Here is a 19,115-nt window from a genome sequence, read left to right as displayed (position 1 = left end):
GCGAAGAGCGGGGCGCTGAATGTACCGGGAGTTCGAGAAATACGATGAAACTGTTGATTCTGGGTACATGTGTATCGAGGGACGCGCTGGAATATGTATCTGATGACTCGATCGAGTTGTTGGATTACTACGCTCGCTCGTCGCTCGCGTCGCTCAACGCCGTTCCGTTCTCGGACGACATTCCGCGCTGCGTATCCGACATTCCGTCGTCGTTCGGGCGCAGGGTCGTCGAGCGCGATCTGACGAAGCGCTTTTTCCGGGACGCACTCGTCGACGAGACCGACATCGTGTTGGTCGATCTCATCGACGAGCGATTCGATCTGTGGGTCGACGATCCGACCGGACGTTGCTGCACGCTGTCCGACGAAATCGTTCGTGCCGGATTTGCGCAGGAATACAAGCGGGGCAGGACAGTTCGCTCCGGCGGTACCGAATTCTGGGATCGATGGTGCGAGGGATGGACGCGCTTTCTCTCATATGCGAGCGATAAGGGACTCAAGCGCAACATCGCGATCAACAAGGTGTTCTGGGGTGAGCGAACCCGCGGCGGCCGACAGTTCAATTGGGGCGTCGCGGAAAGCAACGTGCTGCTTGGCCGGATGTATGACTACATCGCTCGTGATCTGGCGCAAACGCAGTTCCTGGAGTATTCGCCGGAACTGCTGGTCGGCGATGACAACCATCGATGGGGCGTCTCGCCTTTTCACTACGTACCGGATCTCTATCGGGAAACCATTCGGCTGCTGCACGAGTTCGATCGCTTGACGTGCGTGGCCGCGGAGCAATACGAGCGCTGTGCGGGCGATTCCATCGGGCATTCCACTTCATCCGCATTGATCGTAACGTCGGACACCGCGAGCCAGGAGCCCGTGATGGTCGAAGCCGTGGGGATCGAGCAGGATGGCAGTCTTGTGCAGGCAAGGCTTCGACGCTCGCTTCTCGCATCGGGCGCCAACGTGACGCTGTGCAGAAACGGCGACATCGTCGACACGAAGAGCGGTGTCGAAGCCGGAGCAATTGCATTCGAACGGGCAAAGCGCGACGGAATATATTGGCTGGAAACTGGCGCGGGCGATGGTGGCCCGAGTGCGGCTGGGACATTTTCGGTGCCGGTCTGCCGCAATCTACCTAGGTACGAGCAGGAAGAGTGGGCGGCGTCGACAAATCAGCCGACGGCATTCGAGTATGTCGCCGGCGGCCGGATTTTCCAGGTGCTGTTCCGCCCGGGTGAACAGCGCGAATTGCTGGTTCTCGTCTGTTCGGAACAAACGTTCGGCAAGATGGCACGGATCGTCGGCGCGCGAGGCGGAATTGGTGACGAACCGCGCCTCGATAGCGCGTTGTTGTGCATCCTCGATTCGCATCGACATATTGATCAGATCCAGGCGCCGGTACTTGAAAGCTTGCAATGGGCTGACGATGCCGCGCTCGCGGAATTGTCATCTTTAGTGCTGGACACTGCCGAGCAATTGACGATTGATGTTTCAGCAATCTGTATCTGCGGTGTCGAATCGGATGGCATTTCCGCGTTGCGTCTGGCTACAAGGCTTGATGGGGCTGCGGGGATCGCAACGAGTGTGTTGCCAGACTTGACGAATGGTCTGGTCAATGAGAGATTGGCGGCCTCGCGAGGTATCGGGACGGAGATTGATCAAGTCGCGATCAAACCGGATCCGGGGCCGGGGTTTGTCGAAGCATTGTCTTTTGTAAGGGAATCGTATAATTCTCGATTGTTTGTCTTCGAGGATATTCGTAACCGAGCCGCGTGGGAAAAATATTTTAAACCTGTCTGGACTGCAGTTGGTGGCATTTATCCGGATGTTGAGGCCAATTCATCCCTGTCCGATGGGCAGTATTTGAAAGCATACCGGAACAGCGCAAACGTTTGTTCCTTGGACGGCGAGGTGTTGATGAAAGAGATGTTTAGGCGATTGATTGGGCGGGATGCGTTATATACGATCGAATCGCTTGTGCTTACATCTGAAATCGTATGGTTCGACACCGGAGCGAAATTTACCGATATTGTCATTCAGGCGAGTGTTGGAAATTACCCGGCTGGAAAGCGCGGGGCTTCGCTTGCAGTATTCGAATTTGATGCAGAGCCGGCTACGGATGCGCTTGCTCGTGCGGGAATTGCGAAATCTGATTTCGGTTATTATCGATATCTCGATTCGTCCGTTCACGACGATACTCTGGATTTTGTCGTTACCCTCGAAGGTCTCGATTGCCGGCGCTTTGGTCTGCGCGCGTGGAGTTGGTCGTACCCTATATTTCTTAACAATCTTACTTCCAACCATAAGCCTTCGACGGTGCATTCGATTGCGCAGTCCTACAAGGTGAGAAGTCTGGAATCATGGCGTGCCGGTGATGACGGATTGCCGCTGGTTCACGGTAATCTGCTTTCGATTTGTGATGCGTGCGTCGCGGATGTCAACTGCGCCAATCACAACAAGCGCTGGCACTCCAACATGGCCGACGCGCACAAGTCGAATCGATATTATGGGGTCGAGGACCACCTGTTCGACGTCGATGGTCGACAGTTGTTCGCCAGAACCTATACGGGCAATCCGTCCTTTCTGGCCATTCCGAAGTCGCACGCTGATTATCTGAAGTTTATTGGCGACAGTTCCCGGAATATGATCCGGAAGGCCGGGCGAAATGGCTACGAATACAAGGCGGCCAATCCCGATGATTATCCTGACGATATTCTCGACATCCGGACTTCGACCGAGGTTCGGCAAGGGAAAAAGATTCCGGAGTATTTTTATCGGCGCCCGCAGTCCATCCTGCTGAAGCATGCTTGCCCGCTACATCGTGAAATCTTCTTCGGTGCATTTTTCGAAGGCAGGATTCGCGCGTACATCACGATGTTCTGCTTTGGCGAAATACTGCAGATCAATCACATACTGGGGCATCGCGATCACCTGAGCAGCGGTGTCATGAACCTGCTGATGAGTGAAGCCGTGCGTGTGATCATTGATACGATGCCTTGGGTGCGCGGTATCAACTATCTGTATCAGGGCAACGTCGGCGCCGGCCTCAACGTTTTCAAGACGGGTTTGGGGTTTCGACGCTCGAGGGTGATGGTATATGACGTCGGCCCGGATCTCGATGCAAAGGTAAAGCGGGTGTTGGATATTCCCAAGTCCGACGACGCGGCCGAGGTGCCTCCCGCCCATGCCAGCGAAAGATCCAGGAAGGTGGAAGGCAAGCGAATCAAGGAAGTCGAAATCGCGTGGTCCGTTCACGCAGGCGTGGACGACGCGTTTCGCGTGATCACCGAGCAAGTGGGCGATCTGGCGAAGATCGCGGCGACCGCTGACAGCGGAATCGGGCCAGACGATGTCCAGTCGGGTGCGAACGGACTCGTCGTCGAATGCAAGGATCCCGCCGCCGTTTCCCGGGTGCTGACAAAGGGATTGAAGGAACTCGGCACCGTGCTTGGCGCGGGCAGCAAGGTCGTCTTCCACATCGTGGCAGATCAGCCAGGCGATTCCGGGAGCCGGGCAGCGGATTTCCTGCGGCGTCGCTCCGGGGAGGACGCATTGAGCGCGGGGGCGGTGCGGAACATCTTCAAGGGGAGCCGATTCGTGCCGACACTCGTCGTGAAGTATGGTGAAGCGGACGACAAATGGTCGTCCCTGATCGTGGTGGATAAAATCGACTGACTTTTTCTCGAGAGGGAGGGCGGCCGGTTGAATTTCGGAGTATTTGGTTCGTGTTGGAGTTTTACGTGAACATGCGTTGCTGGATCGAAGCCCGCTGCGCGATTCGGCTGCAGGCGATTGGGCGATGACGCATCCGAAACCGACCGTGGCGCTCGTTGCCGACCCGCTGACAAGCGCCAGCCTCGTGTATGACGCGCGCGTCGTGCCGGTCGGGCCGATCGACTACCGCTGGCGTTTTCCATTGAGCCGGCCGGATTTCCTGCTCGTCGAATCGGCCTGGGAAGGCCCGAAGGCGAAATGGAAGTACAAGATTGCCGCTTATCCGGAGTACCCGTCGCGAACCAACCTCGCGCTTGCGAAGCTGGTTGCGGCTGCGCGCGATCGCGGCATCCCGACGGTGTTCTGGAACAAGGAAGACGGCGTGCATTTCGACCGGTTTGTCGAGAGCGCCAGGCTTTTCGATTATGTGTTCACGGTCGATTCCGGTTGCGTGCCGAAATATCGGGCGGCGCTCGGCAGCGGGGTGCCCGTCAACACCATGATGTTCGCGATCCAGCCACAGACACACGGTTTCCAAGGATTCAATTTCAAGTATCGCCGGGCCTCCTTCGTCGGAAGTTATGGCCGCCATGTTCATGAGCGTCGCCGGTATTGGCAGGACATACTGTTCGGCACCGCATGCGGGACCGGTCTCGGTCTGACGGTGGTCGACCGGAACTCGCACCGCAAGGCCCAGCACTACCGGTTTCCGAGCCTTCCCGATCTGCATGTGCTTCCGGCGATGTCGCATGCGGAAACCGCGTCCATTTTCCGGGACTATCTCGTATCGCTTAACGTCAATACGATCGAAGACTCGCCGACGATGTTCTCTCGTCGATTGGTCGAGATCCTCGGTTGCGGAGGGATTGCGGTCACGAATCCGTCGCCTGCGGTCGACGGGCTGTTTCGCGACTACTGTTACCAGGTTCACGATGCCGCCGAGGCGGAGGAACTCTTTGCGCGTCTCCTGCGCGGTCCGTCGTCGATCGACCTGGAACGTGCGCGCGCCGGCGCCGAGTATGTGCTGAATCATCACACGTGGTCTCATCGCCTCCGCGAGATCGCCGCCGTGATCGCCGGATGATGGCGAGGTCCGCGCTTTCACGAGCGCTTCGCCTCTGGAGCAGCGCTGCATCGTGGATGATGCGGCGCCCTGCCGTCGACGTCCTGGTGATCGGCGACTCGCACGTTCGCGTTTTTGAACACGCGTGGTTCCAGTTCATGTTGCCGAATGTGAGGTTCGCGGTCGAATACGTCCCGGGCGCGACCGCGATCGGGATCATCAATCGCCACTCGATCACATCCGCGTGGTCCAGGTTCGAGACGGCGCTTGACGAAATCGCGCGTGATCTCGTCATCGTGAACTTGGGTGAAGTCGATACGGGGTACTCCCTTTGGCGTCTTGTGGAAACGCGCGGCGACACTATGTCGGAAATATTCGACCGTGCGGTCAACAACTATTGTGAATACATAGGTGACCTGTCGAAGCGGGGGAGCGTCCTTGTGCTGAGTGCGCCGTTGCCGACGTTGAATGACGAGATGGCACGGAAAAACCGGGGTAATGCGATTCGCGAGCAGGTCGACGCTACGCAGCGGCAACGGACCGAGTTGACGTTGCAGTTCAACGCCCGTGTGATGGCGTTCTGCGCCGGCATCGGCGTAGCGTACTTCGATTCCAGCCCGTTCGCGCTGGGCGCGAACGGCGTCGTGAAGGATTCGTGGCGCCGCAAGGATCTCGACCACCACTACGCACGATGGCCCTATGCGCGAAATCTGGCGCACCGCCTCGGGCCGTTGCTTGAGGATATCGGGCGCGCTTGCCATCGCAGCCGGCAGGACGGTACGGCGCGCAAGCCAGGCCACGAGGAGACGCAGTGAGCGGGCGCGGGGAGTGGGGCGTTCCGGTCTGGAGCGTCGGGCTATGGACGCTCCGCCGATCCGTCCTGCTGGATGCGCGGGTGAAACTGTGCTGGCCCTGGCAGGTCGGGCGGGCAACCGGCTTCCTTGGGTGGGGGAAACGGGAAAGCGGGGCGCGTGCGGAGCGCTGGGCCGAGGCCGCCGGGGTGCGAACGTTGCGACTCGAAGACGGCTTCCTCCGCTCCGTCTCCCTCGGCGTACTCGGCGACACTGCCCTGTCGATCGTCATCGACGATCTCGGCATCTACTACGACGCCAGTCGGCCGTCCCGTCTTGAGATGCTCGTGAAGGACGTCGCCACGCCGGACGGTGAGCGTGGCGATGCATCGCGGAACGAAGCTGACCGCGCGATGTCCCTGATCGTCCGCCACGGCCTGTCCAAATACAACCACGCGCCCGACTTCGTCCCGCCCGACGACTGGCGCGATGACGCGATCCTGGTCATCGACCAGACCCGCGGGGATGTCGCTGTCCGCCTGGGCGGTGCCGACGAATCGTCGTTCCGCGAGATGCTTGCCGCTGCGCTTGCCGAAAACCCGGGCAAACCGGTCTGGATCAAGACGCATCCCGACGTGATGTGCGGCAAGAAGGCCGGTTATCTCGTTGACGCGTCATTCAGCGATCCGCGCGTGCGTCTGCTGCCGGTCGACGTCAGTCCGCCATCGCTACTGAAGCGGGTGGGCAAGGTGTACGCGGTTTCATCGCAAATGGGCTTCGAGGCGCAGCTGTGCGGCAAGCCGGTCGTGACGTTCGGCTTGCCGTGGTACGCCGGCTGGGGGCTCACCGACGATCGTCATGCGGACGCACCGATCGTTGCCGGTCGTCGCGGTAGCGCGACGCTGCACCAGTTGTTCGACGCGGCGTACCTGCGCTATTGCCGTTACATCGATCCCGAAACCGGCAGCCGCGGCACGATCTTCGACGTGATTGCCCATCTCGCGAAGCAACGCCGGCTCAACGAGGTGACGAGAGGCGAACTCGTGTGCGTCGGGCTGAGCCTGTGGAAGCGCAGCGTGGTGGCGCCATTTTTGCGGCACGGCGGCGCGCGCGTGCGTTTCGTCGACTCGCCGGGGGCGTTGCGGCGCCTGCCGCCCGACGCGTCGCGGCGCGTCGTGTTATGGGGCGCCCGGCGTCCCGACGTCGCTGCGGTTGCGCAGGAACTGGGCTTGCCCGTGCTCCGCATGGAGGACGGGTTCATCCGGTCCGTCGGTCTGGGCTCGAACCTGATCGCGCCGCTTTCGCTCGTGATCGACGATCTCGGCATCTATTTCGATCCGCGTACACCCTCTCGGCTAGAGGCAATCCTCGAACGAGGCGGCTTCGACGATGCAGAGCTCGCGGAGGCCCGTAGCGTGCGCGCGGCGCTCGTCGACGCACGCATCGGCAAGTACAACGTCGGCAATGGCGGCGTTGCGTTGCCGTCGCCGCGCCCGGCGAAAGTGATTCTGGTGCCGGGGCAGGTCGAGGATGATGCATCGATCCGGACCGGCTCGTCGTGGATTTCGACGAATCTCGGCTTGCTGTCGAGCGTGCGTGCCGCTCATCCTGACGCATTCGTTATTTTCAAGCCGCATCCGGATGTCGTCAGCGGCAATCGCGCGGGTGCAGTGCCACTGCACGAAGCCCGGCGACTCGCCGACGTCGTGGCGCCCGAGTCCGACGTGATCGCGTGCGTCGAGCAGGCCGACGAAGTGCATACGATGACGTCGTTGACCGGTTTCGAGGCGCTGCTGCGCGGCAAGCGGGTCGTCTGCTACGGTGCGCCGTTCTATGCCGGCTGGGGGTTGACGCACGACGTCTTCGCGAACGCATCGTCGGGCACCGGGCACGCGACGGACGCCAGCGATACGCCGGACGGCCATCCGGTCTGGTCGCGCCGTTGTCGCCGGTTGGCGCTTGACGAACTGATTGCCGGGACGCTGCTGCGCTATCCGCGTTATGTCCATCCGGTTTCCCGCGCCGTGATCGACGCGCAACACGCCATCACCTTGCTGCACGCGCAGCGACAGTCGACCGGGCAGGGCAAGCTGAAGCGAAATCGGCTTAAGCAGCAGTGCGGGAAAGTCAAGATGTGGGCGCTGACGACTTACGCGGAATATCGGATTTCGGTGCGCAAGAAGCTTTACCTGTCGCTGCAGCGGTGGCTCGCGAAGCTTTAGCCGGCACGCGCAGGTGAATGCGGACGACGACCTCCGGTAACGCAAATCGGCTATGGCGTTTTTCGGACGGCTGAGGTTGTATGGCTATCTCGTAAAACGATACAATCGTTCACCTATAAATCCGGGGCCAAAAATCGGGGCAGGGGTGGTGGTTTAACTGCCAGCGCATTCGGCGTTCATTTCGTGTGTGTGCGTAAAAATATTGAAAAATGATAAATCATATTAATAATGCGACGCTCTTTTCTGGTTCTGCAGGGCACGGCATCGCCGTTCTTTAGCCGATTGGCCGATGCGTTGCGGAATCGCGGCCATCGAATTCGCAGAATTAATTTCTGTGGAGGAGACCTGGTCTATGCCGGAAATGGTGCTGCGAGCGATTACGCCGGGCATCCGGACGAGCTTGCCGCGTGGTATGCGACATCGCTTCGAACCGGCGACGTGACGGACGTGATCCTGTTCGGCGACTGCCGGGCCATTCACCGGCCCGTGCATCCTGTCGCCCGCGATCACGGTGTCGCCGTGCACGTGTTCGAAGAAGGATACGTGCGTCCGCACTGGCTGACGCTCGAACGCCATGGTGTCAATGGCCGCTCATTGTTGCCGCGCGATCCGGCGTGGTATCTGGATCAGCGCAGCGTAACGCCTCCGCGCGATCTCGGGCATGCCACCGGATATCGACTGGCCGTGCGTGCATTTCACGACATGCGTTATCGTGCAGCCAATACCCTGTATCGGTCGCGTTTCCCGAATTACCGCAGCCATCGTCCGCGCAACGGATTTGCCGAATACGCGGGACTGGCGACACGCGCATTGAAGCAACCGATATTCGATCGCGAGGCGGAGCGGGTGACGCAGCGCCTGCTGGCCGGCCGGCCCTATTATCTGTTTCCGCTCCAGGTCAATGCGGACGCGCAAATCGTCCACCATTCGCCATTCGGCAGTGTGCGTGCCTCGATCGACGTCGTACTGCAATCATTCGCGCAGCACGCGCCCGACGGGCACGACCTGCTGGTCAAGAACCACCCGCTGGACACGGGTGCGTTCAATTATCGCGGGCATGTCCGCAAGCTCGCGCGTGAGCTCGGGATCGCCGATCGGGTGTCGTTCATCGACGCCGGCCATCTGCCGACTCTGCTCGACCACACGCGCGGCGTGGTGCTGGTCAACAGTACGACCGGAATGTCGGCGCTTTACCACCATTGCCCGCTGATCGCACTGGGCGTGGCGATCTACGACATGCCGGGGCTGACGTGGCAGGGCGGACTCGACAGCTTCTGGGAACATGCCGAGCGGCCCGACGAAGGCCTGTTCCACGCGTTTCTGGATTACGTGATTCATCACACGCAGATCAACGGCGACTTCTATACGGATACCGGCATCGAAATGGCCGTGGAAGGCGCCGTGCGACGCTTCGAGGCAACCAACGTGGAGGTCAGTCATGCGTTCGCATGAACCGCGTCATGTCGTGATCACCGGCGCAACGGCCGGACTCGGACGCGCGCTGGCGCTGGCCTATGCCGCGCCCGGCGTCGTTGTCGGGTTGATCGGCCGCGACGCCGCGCGTCTCGACGACGTGGCGGCGGCCTGCCGGGCGCGTGGCGCGGCGGTCGAATGCGGTCGCTTCGACGTCTGCGACGCCGAAGCGATGCGCACGTGGCTCGACGCGTTCGACGACGCGCATCCGATCGATCTGCTGATCGCGAACGCGGGGGTTGCGAGTACGTTGGCGCATGCCGACGACTGGGAGGAACTCGACCGCACCACCGCCGTGATCGATACGAATCTGTACGGGGCGCTGCATGCGGTCCTGCCGGTGATCGCGCGCATGCGGACGCGCCGCCATGGCCAGATCGCGATGGTCAGTTCGATCGCGGCGCTGCGCGGGATGGCGATTTCGCCGGCCTATTGCGCGAGCAAGGCGGCGATCAAGGCGTACGGCGATTCGGTGCGGCCCGTGCTCGCGCGCGACGGCATCCGGATGTCGGTCATCCTGCCCGGCTTTGTGAAGACCGCGATGAGCGACGTGTTCCCGGGCGACAAGCGGCTCATGTGGTCGGCGGATCGCGCCGCGCGCCATATCCGGCGCAAGCTCGATGCGGGGCGTGCGGAAATCGCCTTTCCGGGCATGCTCGTGCTCGGAATGCGCTTGCTGACGCTGCTGCCCGCCGCGCTGGCGGACGCCATTCTCGGAAAGCTCTCGTATCTGCCGCGCGAGGGGCGCTAGCATGGCCGGCGTCCACGCAATCGTTTTCGTCGCGACGCTTGTCGCGTCGTTCGCCCTGGACGCCGTCGCGGTCCCGCGCGCGCCGCTGCGCAGATCCCCGTGGGCCGTTCTCCTGCATCTCATTTCCGTGTCGTACGTGGGTGCATGCGTGTACGCGATCACCGCGCGGCCGGTGTTCTCGGCCTGTGTCGCCGCGGCGCTGGTCGCGTTGCTCGCGGCGGTCAGCAATGCGAAGTACGAGTCGCTTCGCGAACCGTTCGTGTTCACTGATCTCAGCCTGTTCAGCCAGTTGTTCGCGCATCCGCGGCTGTATCTGCCGTTTCTCAGCATCGGGAAGGTCGTGGCGATCGCGATCGGCGTCGCACTGCTCGTGGCCGGATGCCTGCTCGATCGTCCCGCTGCCGTGCCGCGCGTGGTGGCGGCGATTGGCGCGCTCGTGTGCGTCGTCGCGGCGCGCCGGGTCGCCGCATGCGTACCACTGACGCTCGATGCGTTCGACGACCAGCGGCGGCACGGTTTCTTCGCAGTATTCGTCGCGTACCTGCTCAACGGGATGCGGAGCACGACGTTCCGCACCTTCGATGCGGTGGCCCAACGCAGCCCGTACGCGCTGGGCGCCCCACAGCGCAAACCCGACGTGATCGTGATCCAGAGCGAGTCGTTCTTCGACGTCCGCCGCGCGACGTCGGCGGTCAGGCCGACGCTGATGTCGGCATTCGACCGCGCGCGGCGCGAAGCCGTCGCCCACGGCGCGCTGACGGTTCCGGCATGGGGCGCGAATACGATGCGTACGGAGTTCGCGGTGCTGACGGGCATTGCGTCCGCGTTACTCGGTTATGCACGCTTCTATCCGTATGCATTCCTGCGCCGCGCATACCCGTCGCTCGCCGGCTGGTTCAAGCGTGGCGGCTACCGGACGCTCGCGATCCACCCGTACCATGCGGACTTTTTCGGACGGGATCGCGTGTTCCCGCTGATGCATTTCGACGCATTCATGGACATCCGCAGCTTCGACGGCAAGCCGCGTGTCGGCCAGTACGTCGCGGACGCGGCAGTGGCAGAGGCGATCATCGATGCGTTGGACGCGTCGGGCGAGCAGCCGGCCTTTATCTTCGCGATGACGATGGAAAACCATGGGCCGCTTCATCTCGAGCCGGTGGCGCCAGGTGACGCGGGCCGGTTCCATACGCTCGGCGAAGATGCCGCGTGGCGGGATCTGACCGCGTATCTGCGCCACGTCGACAACGCGAACGCGATGATCGAGCGGCTGCTCGACCATGCGCGGCAGCGCGACCGCGAAACGATCGTCTGCTTCTACGGCGATCATGTGCCGGCATTGCCGAAAGTCTTTGGTAAGCTCGGTGTCATGCCTGACCGGAGCGAGTATTTCATTTGGAGAAATACTGCGGCACCTGTCGCTTTCGCGCGTGACATCGGGGCGGAAGAACTCGGCCAGCTTCTGCTGGCCATCACGGATTCGAACGAGCCGCGCGCGTGTGATCGCGATGCGCTGGCCAAATCAGAAACAGCATGAACAAGCAAATAGCGATCATCGGGATGGCGTGTCGGTTCCCCGGTGGCGTCGAGAGTCCCGACGACTTCTGGCAACTGCTGCGCGACCAGCGCGATGCCGTGACCGCCATTCCGCCGGACCGCTTCGGTACGGCGTTCTACCAGCACCCGTCGAAACGGGAGCCGGGCAAGAGCTACACGTTCGCGGCCGGCGTGCTCGACGACGTCGCCGGTTTCGATGCCGAATTCTTCGGCATCTCGCCGCGCGAGGCGGCGCAGATGGACCCGCAGCAGCGCCTGCTGCTCGAACTCGCATGGGAGGCGTTCGAGGACGCCGGCGTGCGTCCGGCCGCGATGCGCGGGCGCGACTGCGGCGTGTTCGTCGGCGTGGCGGGCATGGATTACGGCAACCGCAATATGGACGACATGAACACGATCGATCCGTATTCGGCAACCGGCAACACCCTCAGCATTGCGTCGAACCGCGTGTCCTACGTGTTCGACCTGCGCGGCCCGAGCATGTCGGTCGACACCGCGTGTTCGTCATCGCTCGTCGCGCTCCATCAGGCGATCCAGGCGCTGCAGTCCGGCGAGACCACGATGGCGCTTGCCGGTGGCGTCAACCTGCTGCTGCATCCGTTCGGCTTCGTCAGTTTCTCGAAGGCGTCGATGCTGTCGCCGCGCGGCCGCTGCCGTGCGTTCGACGCGACCGGCGACGGCTACGTGCGCGCTGAAGGCGGCGCGTTCGTGCTGCTCAAGCCGCTCGACCAGGCGCTGGCCGATGGCGACACGATCCACGCGGTCATCGCGGGATCGGGCGTGAATTCCGACGGTCATTCGCACGGCGGCATCAACGTGCCGGCGGCGGCGACGCAGGCGGACCTGCTGCGCGCCGTCTATCGGCGCGCGGGCATCGATCCGCGTACGGTCGCGTACGTCGAAGCACACGGCACGGGCACGGCGGTCGGTGATCCGATCGAGGCACGCGCGCTGATCGACGTGGTGTCGGGCGGCCGGCCCGAGTCCGATCCGCTGCTGATCGGTTCGGTCAAGACCAACATTGGGCACCTCGAAACGGCATCGGGAATGGCGGGCCTGCTGAAGGCGGTGCTGTGCCTGAAGCACCGCGCCGTGCCGCGCTCGCTGCATTTCGACACACCGAATCCCGGCATCGATTTCGCAGGCGGCCGCCTGCGCGTGGTGGATCGGTTTACGCCGATCGAGCGCGGCGACGCCCCGCTGACGATCGGCATCAACTCGTTCGGCTTCGGCGGCACGAATGCGCACGTCGTCGTCACCGAAGCGGTGGCGCCGCGATCGGCCGCGCAGTCGGCGGCAACGCGCGATGCAGCGCTGCCGCCGCTCGTCCTGACCGCACGTTCGCCAGCCGCGTTGGCCGCCCTTGCGGCACGCCATCTTGCGCGCCTGCACAAGGGCGCCGACTGGGCCGCACTCGCCGCCGCGGCCGCACGGCGACGCCAATGGCTCGAGCATCGCGCCGTCGTCGCACCGGCCGATCAGGATGAAGCGTATGCCGCGCTCGCCGCGCTTGCCGAGCCGTCGGAGCGCGCGCTGCCGGCGTGCGTCGTGCAGGGGCAGGCCGTTGAAGGGGATGCACCGGTCGCGTTCGTCTACGCAGGCAACGGCTGTCAATGGGCCGGGATGGGCAAGCGGCTCTACGCCGAGGACGCGGTGTTCCGCGCGGCGCTCGACGAAGTCGATGCGCTCTGGTGCGCGGATGGCAACGCATCGCTGGTCGACGCCATGTGCGCAGGGGTCGACGCCGAATGGCTCGCCGCGACCGAGAACGCGCAGCCGCTGTTGTTCGCGATGCAGGTCGGCATCACGCGTGCGCTGACCGCTCGTGGCATACGGTTCGACGCGACGGTAGGCCACAGCGTCGGCGAGATCGCGGCTGCCTGGGCGTCGGGCGCGCTCACGCTCGCCGAGGCCGTGCGCGTGATCCGGATCCGCAGCGGCGCGCAGGGCCTGACGCGTGGCACGGGCCGGATGGCGGCGGCGGGCATCGGCGAAGCCGCGGCGCGCGACTGGATCGCGCGTCTCGACCTCGCGTCCGCCATCGAGATCGCGGGCACCAACAGCGCCGATGCAGTGACGCTCGCGGGCTCGCGAGTCGCGCTCGAAGCGATCGGCGAAGCCCTCGCGGCCGCCGGTCATTTCTTCCGGATGCTCGATCTCGACTACGCGTTCCACAGCAACTGCATGGACGCGATCGAATCCGTCGTGCGCGACAAGCTGGCCGATCTCGCGCCGCACGATACACACACGCGCTTCGTGTCGACGGTGACCGGCGACACGCTGCCGGGCACCGCGCTCGATGCGGGCTACTGGTGGCGCAACATTCGCGAGCCGGTCCGGTTCGGCGACGCAATTGCCCGGCTGGCCGACGATCGCGTGCGCGTGTTCGTCGAGATCGCGCCGCATTCGATCCTGCGTACGTACGTGAAGCAGACGCTCGCGGCGCGCAACTCGCCGGGTGCCGTCGTGCCGACCCTCAAGCGTCAGCTTGACAGTGCGGAGATGCTTGCCCATTCGATCCTGTCGGCGGTCGCGCACGGCGCGCGCGTCGATCTCGACCGCTTCGTTCCCGACGCGCCGCACGCCGCGCTGCCGACCTATCCGTGGCAGCACGAGCGCTACTGGCTCGTGCCGAGCGTCGAGGGCTACGGGCTCGTGAACCGTCGCGCCGATCATCCGCTGCTCGGTTATCGGCTGCATGAGCACGCGTTCGCGTGGGAGAACCAGCTCGATCCGCAGCGCGTGCCGATGCTCGCCGACCACGTCGTCGACGGTGGTGTTGCGTTCCCGGGCGCCGGCTATGTCGAAATGGCGCTCGCCGCGGCGCGCACGTTCTTCGGTACGCCGGACGTGGCCATCGAGAACATCGAGATCCGCATGCCGGTCGTGTTCCAGCCGCAGCACGCGAAGCTGTTCCGGTTTGCGATCGACGTGCGCACCGCATCGTTCACGATCGAGACGCGCGACCGGATGACGGACGGCGCGTGGAACCTCAACGTGACGGGGCGCCTGCTCGAAAGCGGCAATACGCTTGCTGCGGACAGCACGCCGGATGCGTCCGTGGTCGCGCGCTTGCAGGCGGGGCCGGCGATATCCGGCGACGCACTGTATGCGGGCACGACGGCGATCGGGCTGAGCTACGGACCGGCGTTCCGGTGGGTGCGCTCGCTGTGCGTGTCGGGCGACGATGCGCTTGCCGAGCTCGACGTGCCGCCGGCCCTCGCCGATGCGAGGGCGCGGTCGGCTTATCTGCTGCATCCCGCGCTGATGGACAGCGGGTTCCATCCGCTGTTCGCGGTGCTGGGGCAGGCCGGCGCCACGCCGGACGATGCGCATGCGGCGTTCGTTCCGGTCCAGATCGGGCGCGTCGATTTCGTCAGCGGCGCATCGATTCGCCGCGTGCTTGCGCGCATTCACCGCCGCAGCCCGCATTCGATCGTCGCGTCGTTCGAATTCATCGACACCGACGGCATGATCGTCGCGCGCCTGTCGGCGTGCCGCTTCCGTCGGGTCGATCTCGCCGGGCGCCGTCACGGGGTGCCGGCCCGCTTCGCCTATGTGCTCGAAGCGCGGCCGCAGCCGGCCGGTTTCACGGCCGATACGCTGCCGCCGCCGGCCGTGCTCGTCGAGCGCGCGAACGAGCAAGTCGCGGCGCATCAGGATCGCGCGCGCCGCACGCAGCACCTGACCGAAATGCTGCCGTTGCTCGACGTGCTCGCGGGGCTGTACGCGCTCGACGCGCTGGATGCGCTCGACGCGTTCGCGCTGCCGGCGCTGTCGATGCACGCGCATCCTCAGCAGGTTGCGCGGCTGGCGCAGATCGTCGTCGAGGACGGCCTGGCCCGCTTCGACGGCGATCGTCTCGTTCGCGATGACGAAGCCTGCGCGGCGATGCCGGCACGTGACGCGCTGTGGCGCGACGTGCTGGCCGCCTCGCCGGCCCATGTCGCCGAACTGACGCTGCTTGCGCACGTGGGCGCGGCGCTGCCCCGCGTGCTGCGCGACGAGGCGCCCGCGGGCGCGCTGCTGTCGTCGACGGGGCGCAGTCTGGTCGAGCAGTACTTCGATGCGTCGCCGACCTGGTCGCATGCGCGTGCGCTGCTTGCCGCCTGCGTCACGCAAGCCGTCGCGGCGTGGCCGCATGTGCGCCGCCTGCGTGTGCTGGAGATCGGCCCGGCGAACGGCGACGTGTTGCAACCGCTCGACGTCGAGGTGCCGGCCGGTCGCTGCGAGTACACGCTGGCGGGTACGCACCAGCAGCTCGCCGGGTTCGATGCGGAAGCGCATGCGCAGACGCTGACGTTCGCGACCGACGCGCCGCTGTTCTCGCAATGCCGCGATACGACGCCGTTCGACGTCGTGGTCGTCAACCGGATGCTGGGCGATCACCCGGATCCGCTCGCGGCGCTGACGGCGATCGTCGAGCGGCTAGCCCCGGGTGGGCTCGTCGTCATCACCGATGCGCGGCGCAGCCGATTCTCGGACATCGTGTTCGGCACGGTCGGCGGCGAAGTGGCCACCAGCGGATACGGTGCGCTGGCGCCCGCCGCCATTGTGTCGATGTGCGAGCGTGCCGGTCTGGTCGACGTGGCGCGCGAAACCGAACAGGGCCTCGATCTTGAAGGCGTGCCGACGTTCGTCATCGGGCGCAAGCCGGCTGCCGGCGAGCAAACGGCGGCCGCGTCACCGGCCGAGGATCTCGCGCGTCGCATCGCGGCGAGCGACGACGCGCGCTGGCTGATCGCTCAGGACGATGGCGATGCGTTCGGCATCGCACTGGCCGACGCGCTGGCGCAACTGGGTTGTCATGTCGAGTCGGCATCGGTTCGGGACGCCGCGGCCTGGTCGGTACGCCAGCCGGCCGATCACCCGGCGCACGTCGTGTTCGTCGCGCCGCTCGCGTCGCTCGACACGGCCGACGGTGCGGCCGTGATGCGCGCGCAGCACGGCGGCGCGCTCGCGCTGGCATCGCTCGTGCGCGAGCTCGATGCGGCCGGCGCGACGGAGCGCGGTCGACTCTGCGTCGTGACGCGCGGCGGTGCGCCGTTCGCGGCCGGCGCGTCGTCGCATCCCGAGCAGGGATCGCTGTGGGGGCTCGGCCGCGTGATTGCGAACGAATACCCGACGCTGCCGATGCGCCTGATCGACGTCGACCAGGCCGTCGAACAACCGGCATTGCAGCTTGCGATGGCGCTGCTCGGCGACGACGGCGAAGAAGAAATCCTGCTTGCGCCGCACGGGCGCTACGTGCCGCGCATGCTGCCGGCCGCGCAGGCGGCCGAGCGCGACCACGCTGCGTCGACGCCTGACCAGCCGGGCGCACGGCTCGCATTCGACATGCCGGGCTCGTTGCGCAACCTCGAATGGTTCGCACTGCCGGCCCGCGATCTCGCTTCCGGCGAGGTCGAGATCGAGCCGATGGCGACGGGGCTCAATTTCCGCGACGTGATGTACGCGATGGGGCTGCTGTCCGACGAGGCCGTCGAGACGGGCTTCGCAGGCGCGACGATCGGCATGGAAATGTCGGGTCGAATCGCCCGGGTCGGCCCGGACGTCGACGGCTTCGCGCCGGGCGACGCGGTGCTCGGTTTCGCGCCGGCATCGTTCGCGACGCGCGTGGTCACGCGTGCCACCGCGATCGCACGCAAGCCCGACACCATGTCGTTCGAGGAGGCCGCGACGGTCCCGACCACGTTCTTCACCGCGTACTACGCACTGTGCGAGCTGGCACGGCTGCGACGCGGCGAGCGCGTGCTCGTGCACGGCGGCGCGGGCGGGGTCGGCATCGCGGCGATCCAGATCGCGCGACATCTTGGCGCGGAAGTCTTTGCCACTGCCGGCAGCGACGAGAAGCGCGAGTTCATTCGCCTGCTGGGCGTCGATCGCGTGTTCGATTCGCGCAGCCTCGCGTTCGCGGACGAGATCCTCGCGCGCACGCACGGCGAAGGCGTCGACATCGTGCTCAATTCGCTCGCCGGCGAAGCGATGGTGCGCAGCATCGATACGCTGCGTCCGTTTGGCCGCTTCCTCGAACTTGGCAAACGCGATTTCTACGAGAACAGCCAGATCGGCCTGCGGCCGTTCCGCAACAACATCAGTTATTTCGGCATCGACGCCGATCAGCTGTTGGGCGTGCTGCCGGCGCTGACGACGCGGCTGTTCGAGGAAGTGATGACGCTGTTCTCGGATGGCGTGCTGCATCCGTTGCCGTATCGCGCGTTCCCGGCTGCACGTGCGGAGGAAGCGTTCCGCTACATGCAGCAGGCGCGCCAGATCGGCAAGGTGCTGGTGACGTTCCCGTCCGGCACGCCGGCGCCAACGCGTGGAATCGTGTTGCCGACGCTGCGGCTCGATCCGCACGCGGCGTACCTGATCGTCGGCGGCACCGGCGGGCTGGGATTCGCGACCGCACGCTGGATGATCGAACGCGGCGCGCGGCATCTGACGCTCGCCAGCCGTGGCGGCACATTGGGCGCCGCGATGCAGGCCGAAGCCGAGCGTTGGCGCGACGTGTGCGGTGCGGTCGTGTCGGTTGCACGGTGCGACGTGACCGACAGCGCGGCGCTCGCCGGCCTGATCGACGAGATTGAGCGTCGCGGCACGCCGCTCAAGGGTGTGCTGCATTCGGCGATGCGGATCGACGACGGGCTGCTGCGCAACGTCGACGACGCGCGCTTCGCGGCCGTGCTCGAACCGAAGGTAGCGGGTGCGTGGAACCTGCATCGCGCGACGCAGCGTTGCGCGCTCGATTTCTTCGTCGTGTATTCGTCGGCGACAACCTATCTCGGCAACCCGGGGCAGGGCGCGTATGTCGCCGCCAACGGCTTCCTCGAGGCACTGGTCGCGCATCGTCGCGCGGCCGGGCAGCCGGCCACGTTCATGGCGTGGGGGCCGATCGAGGACGTCGGCTTCCTGGCGCGCCATGCCGGCACCCGCGAGGCACTGCAGGCGCGGATCGGCGGCGCGTCGATCACGTCCGACGAGGCGATGGCCGCGCTCGAACGTGCGCTTGCGCACGGGGCGGCCGGCGAAGCCGTCGTGCGCCTCGACTGGGGGGCCATCTCGCGCGGCATGCCGGCCGCGCACGCGCGGCGTTACACCGCGTTGCAGACGGGCGGGGCGGCCGAGACGTCCAGCGAGGATCGCGTATTGCTGGAGCAGTTGCGCGCGCTGCCGCGTGCCGACGCCGTGGCGCTCGTCGAGACGGCGCTGCGCGGCCAGATCGCGCGGATTCTGCACATGTCGCCGGAGCGCGTCGATGCCGGCCGGTCGGTTCTCGATCTTGGCATGGACTCGCTGATGGGCATGGAGCTCGGCATGGCCGTCGAGGAAAGCTTCGGCGTCAAGCTGTCGATCATGGCGATCGCGGAAGGCGCGACGGTTCATACGCTGGCCGTGCGTATCGTCGATCTGCTCGACGCGCAGGGCGGCGACGAGAACGTCGCGGCAGCGGACGAATTGGCAGAGGCACTGGTCGCACGGCATGCGCTGGGCGACGAAGCGCGGGCCGAACTCGAGCGGGGTTCGAATTGATGGAAGCAAGGAGCGCAAGCGTGC

Annotated in this window: 8 protein-coding genes; all 8 read left to right on the top strand. The window is 64.9% G+C overall.

Annotated elements, in window-relative coordinates; all coding sequences use genetic code 11:
- Positions 1-44: 44 nt before the first annotated feature.
- The 8 genes from GEM_RS13685 (at position 45) to GEM_RS13650 (ending at position 19,091) form a co-directional block, all read left to right on the top strand.
- Entirely contained in the window at positions 45-3,668 is a 3,624-nt protein-coding gene (locus GEM_RS13685; RefSeq protein WP_014897984.1) for a DUF6270 domain-containing protein, read from the top strand.
- Between the two features lie 124 nt (positions 3,669-3,792).
- Complete coding sequence (locus GEM_RS13680; RefSeq protein ID WP_014897983.1) at positions 3,793-4,791, top strand: CgeB family protein; 999 nt, start codon at positions 3,793-3,795, stop codon at positions 4,789-4,791.
- A 56-nt stretch (positions 4,792-4,847) separates the two neighbouring features.
- A complete protein-coding gene (locus tag GEM_RS13675) occupies positions 4,848-5,585 on the top strand; it encodes an SGNH/GDSL hydrolase family protein (protein WP_014897982.1) in 738 nt (245 codons plus the stop codon).
- 80 nt (positions 5,586-5,665) lie between these two features.
- Positions 5,666-7,783: a capsular polysaccharide biosynthesis protein gene (locus GEM_RS13670; protein ID WP_272148357.1), complete on the top strand. Its 2,118-nt coding sequence runs from the start codon at positions 5,666-5,668 to the stop codon at positions 7,781-7,783.
- Between the two features lie 228 nt (positions 7,784-8,011).
- On the top strand, positions 8,012-9,235 hold the full coding sequence (locus GEM_RS13665) for a capsule biosynthesis protein (protein WP_014897980.1): 1,224 nt from the start codon (positions 8,012-8,014) through the stop codon (positions 9,233-9,235).
- Positions 9,222-10,007, top strand: a complete 786-nt coding sequence (locus GEM_RS13660) for an SDR family NAD(P)-dependent oxidoreductase (protein ID WP_014897979.1) — start codon at positions 9,222-9,224, stop codon at positions 10,005-10,007. Before GEM_RS13665 ends, GEM_RS13660 begins: the two co-directional genes overlap by 14 nt.
- Before the next feature lies 1 nt (position 10,008).
- Positions 10,009-11,541 (top strand): LTA synthase family protein, encoded by a 1,533-nt coding sequence (locus GEM_RS13655; RefSeq protein WP_014897978.1) that lies wholly within the window; start codon positions 10,009-10,011, stop codon positions 11,539-11,541.
- A complete protein-coding gene (locus tag GEM_RS13650; protein WP_014897977.1) occupies positions 11,538-19,091 on the top strand; it encodes a type I polyketide synthase in 7,554 nt (2,517 codons plus the stop codon). Before GEM_RS13655 ends, GEM_RS13650 begins: the two co-directional genes overlap by 4 nt.
- Positions 19,092-19,115 lie beyond the last annotated feature (24 nt).

Source organism: Burkholderia cepacia GG4 (genome assembly GCF_000292915.1).
GTDB lineage: Bacteria > Pseudomonadota > Gammaproteobacteria > Burkholderiales > Burkholderiaceae > Burkholderia > Burkholderia cepacia_D.
The sequence above is the reverse complement of the archived record's forward strand: the minus strand, read 5'-3'. Positions and strand labels throughout refer to the sequence as shown.

Excerpts from the sequence above, each read along its gene's own strand:
- GEM_RS13685 (WP_014897984.1), top strand. The coding sequence starts at position 45 with ATGAAACTGTTGATTCTGGGTACATGTGTATCGAGGGACGCGCTGGAA.
- GEM_RS13680 (WP_014897983.1), top strand. The coding sequence starts at position 3,793 with ATGACGCATCCGAAACCGACCGTGGCGCTCGTTGCCGACCCGCTGACA.
- GEM_RS13675 (WP_014897982.1), top strand. The coding sequence starts at position 4,848 with ATGATGCGGCGCCCTGCCGTCGACGTCCTGGTGATCGGCGACTCGCAC.
- GEM_RS13665 (WP_014897980.1), top strand. The coding sequence starts at position 8,012 with ATGCGACGCTCTTTTCTGGTTCTGCAGGGCACGGCATCGCCGTTCTTT.
- GEM_RS13660 (WP_014897979.1), top strand. The coding sequence starts at position 9,222 with ATGCGTTCGCATGAACCGCGTCATGTCGTGATCACCGGCGCAACGGCC.
- GEM_RS13655 (WP_014897978.1), top strand. The coding sequence starts at position 10,009 with ATGGCCGGCGTCCACGCAATCGTTTTCGTCGCGACGCTTGTCGCGTCG.
- GEM_RS13650 (WP_014897977.1), top strand. The coding sequence starts at position 11,538 with ATGAACAAGCAAATAGCGATCATCGGGATGGCGTGTCGGTTCCCCGGT.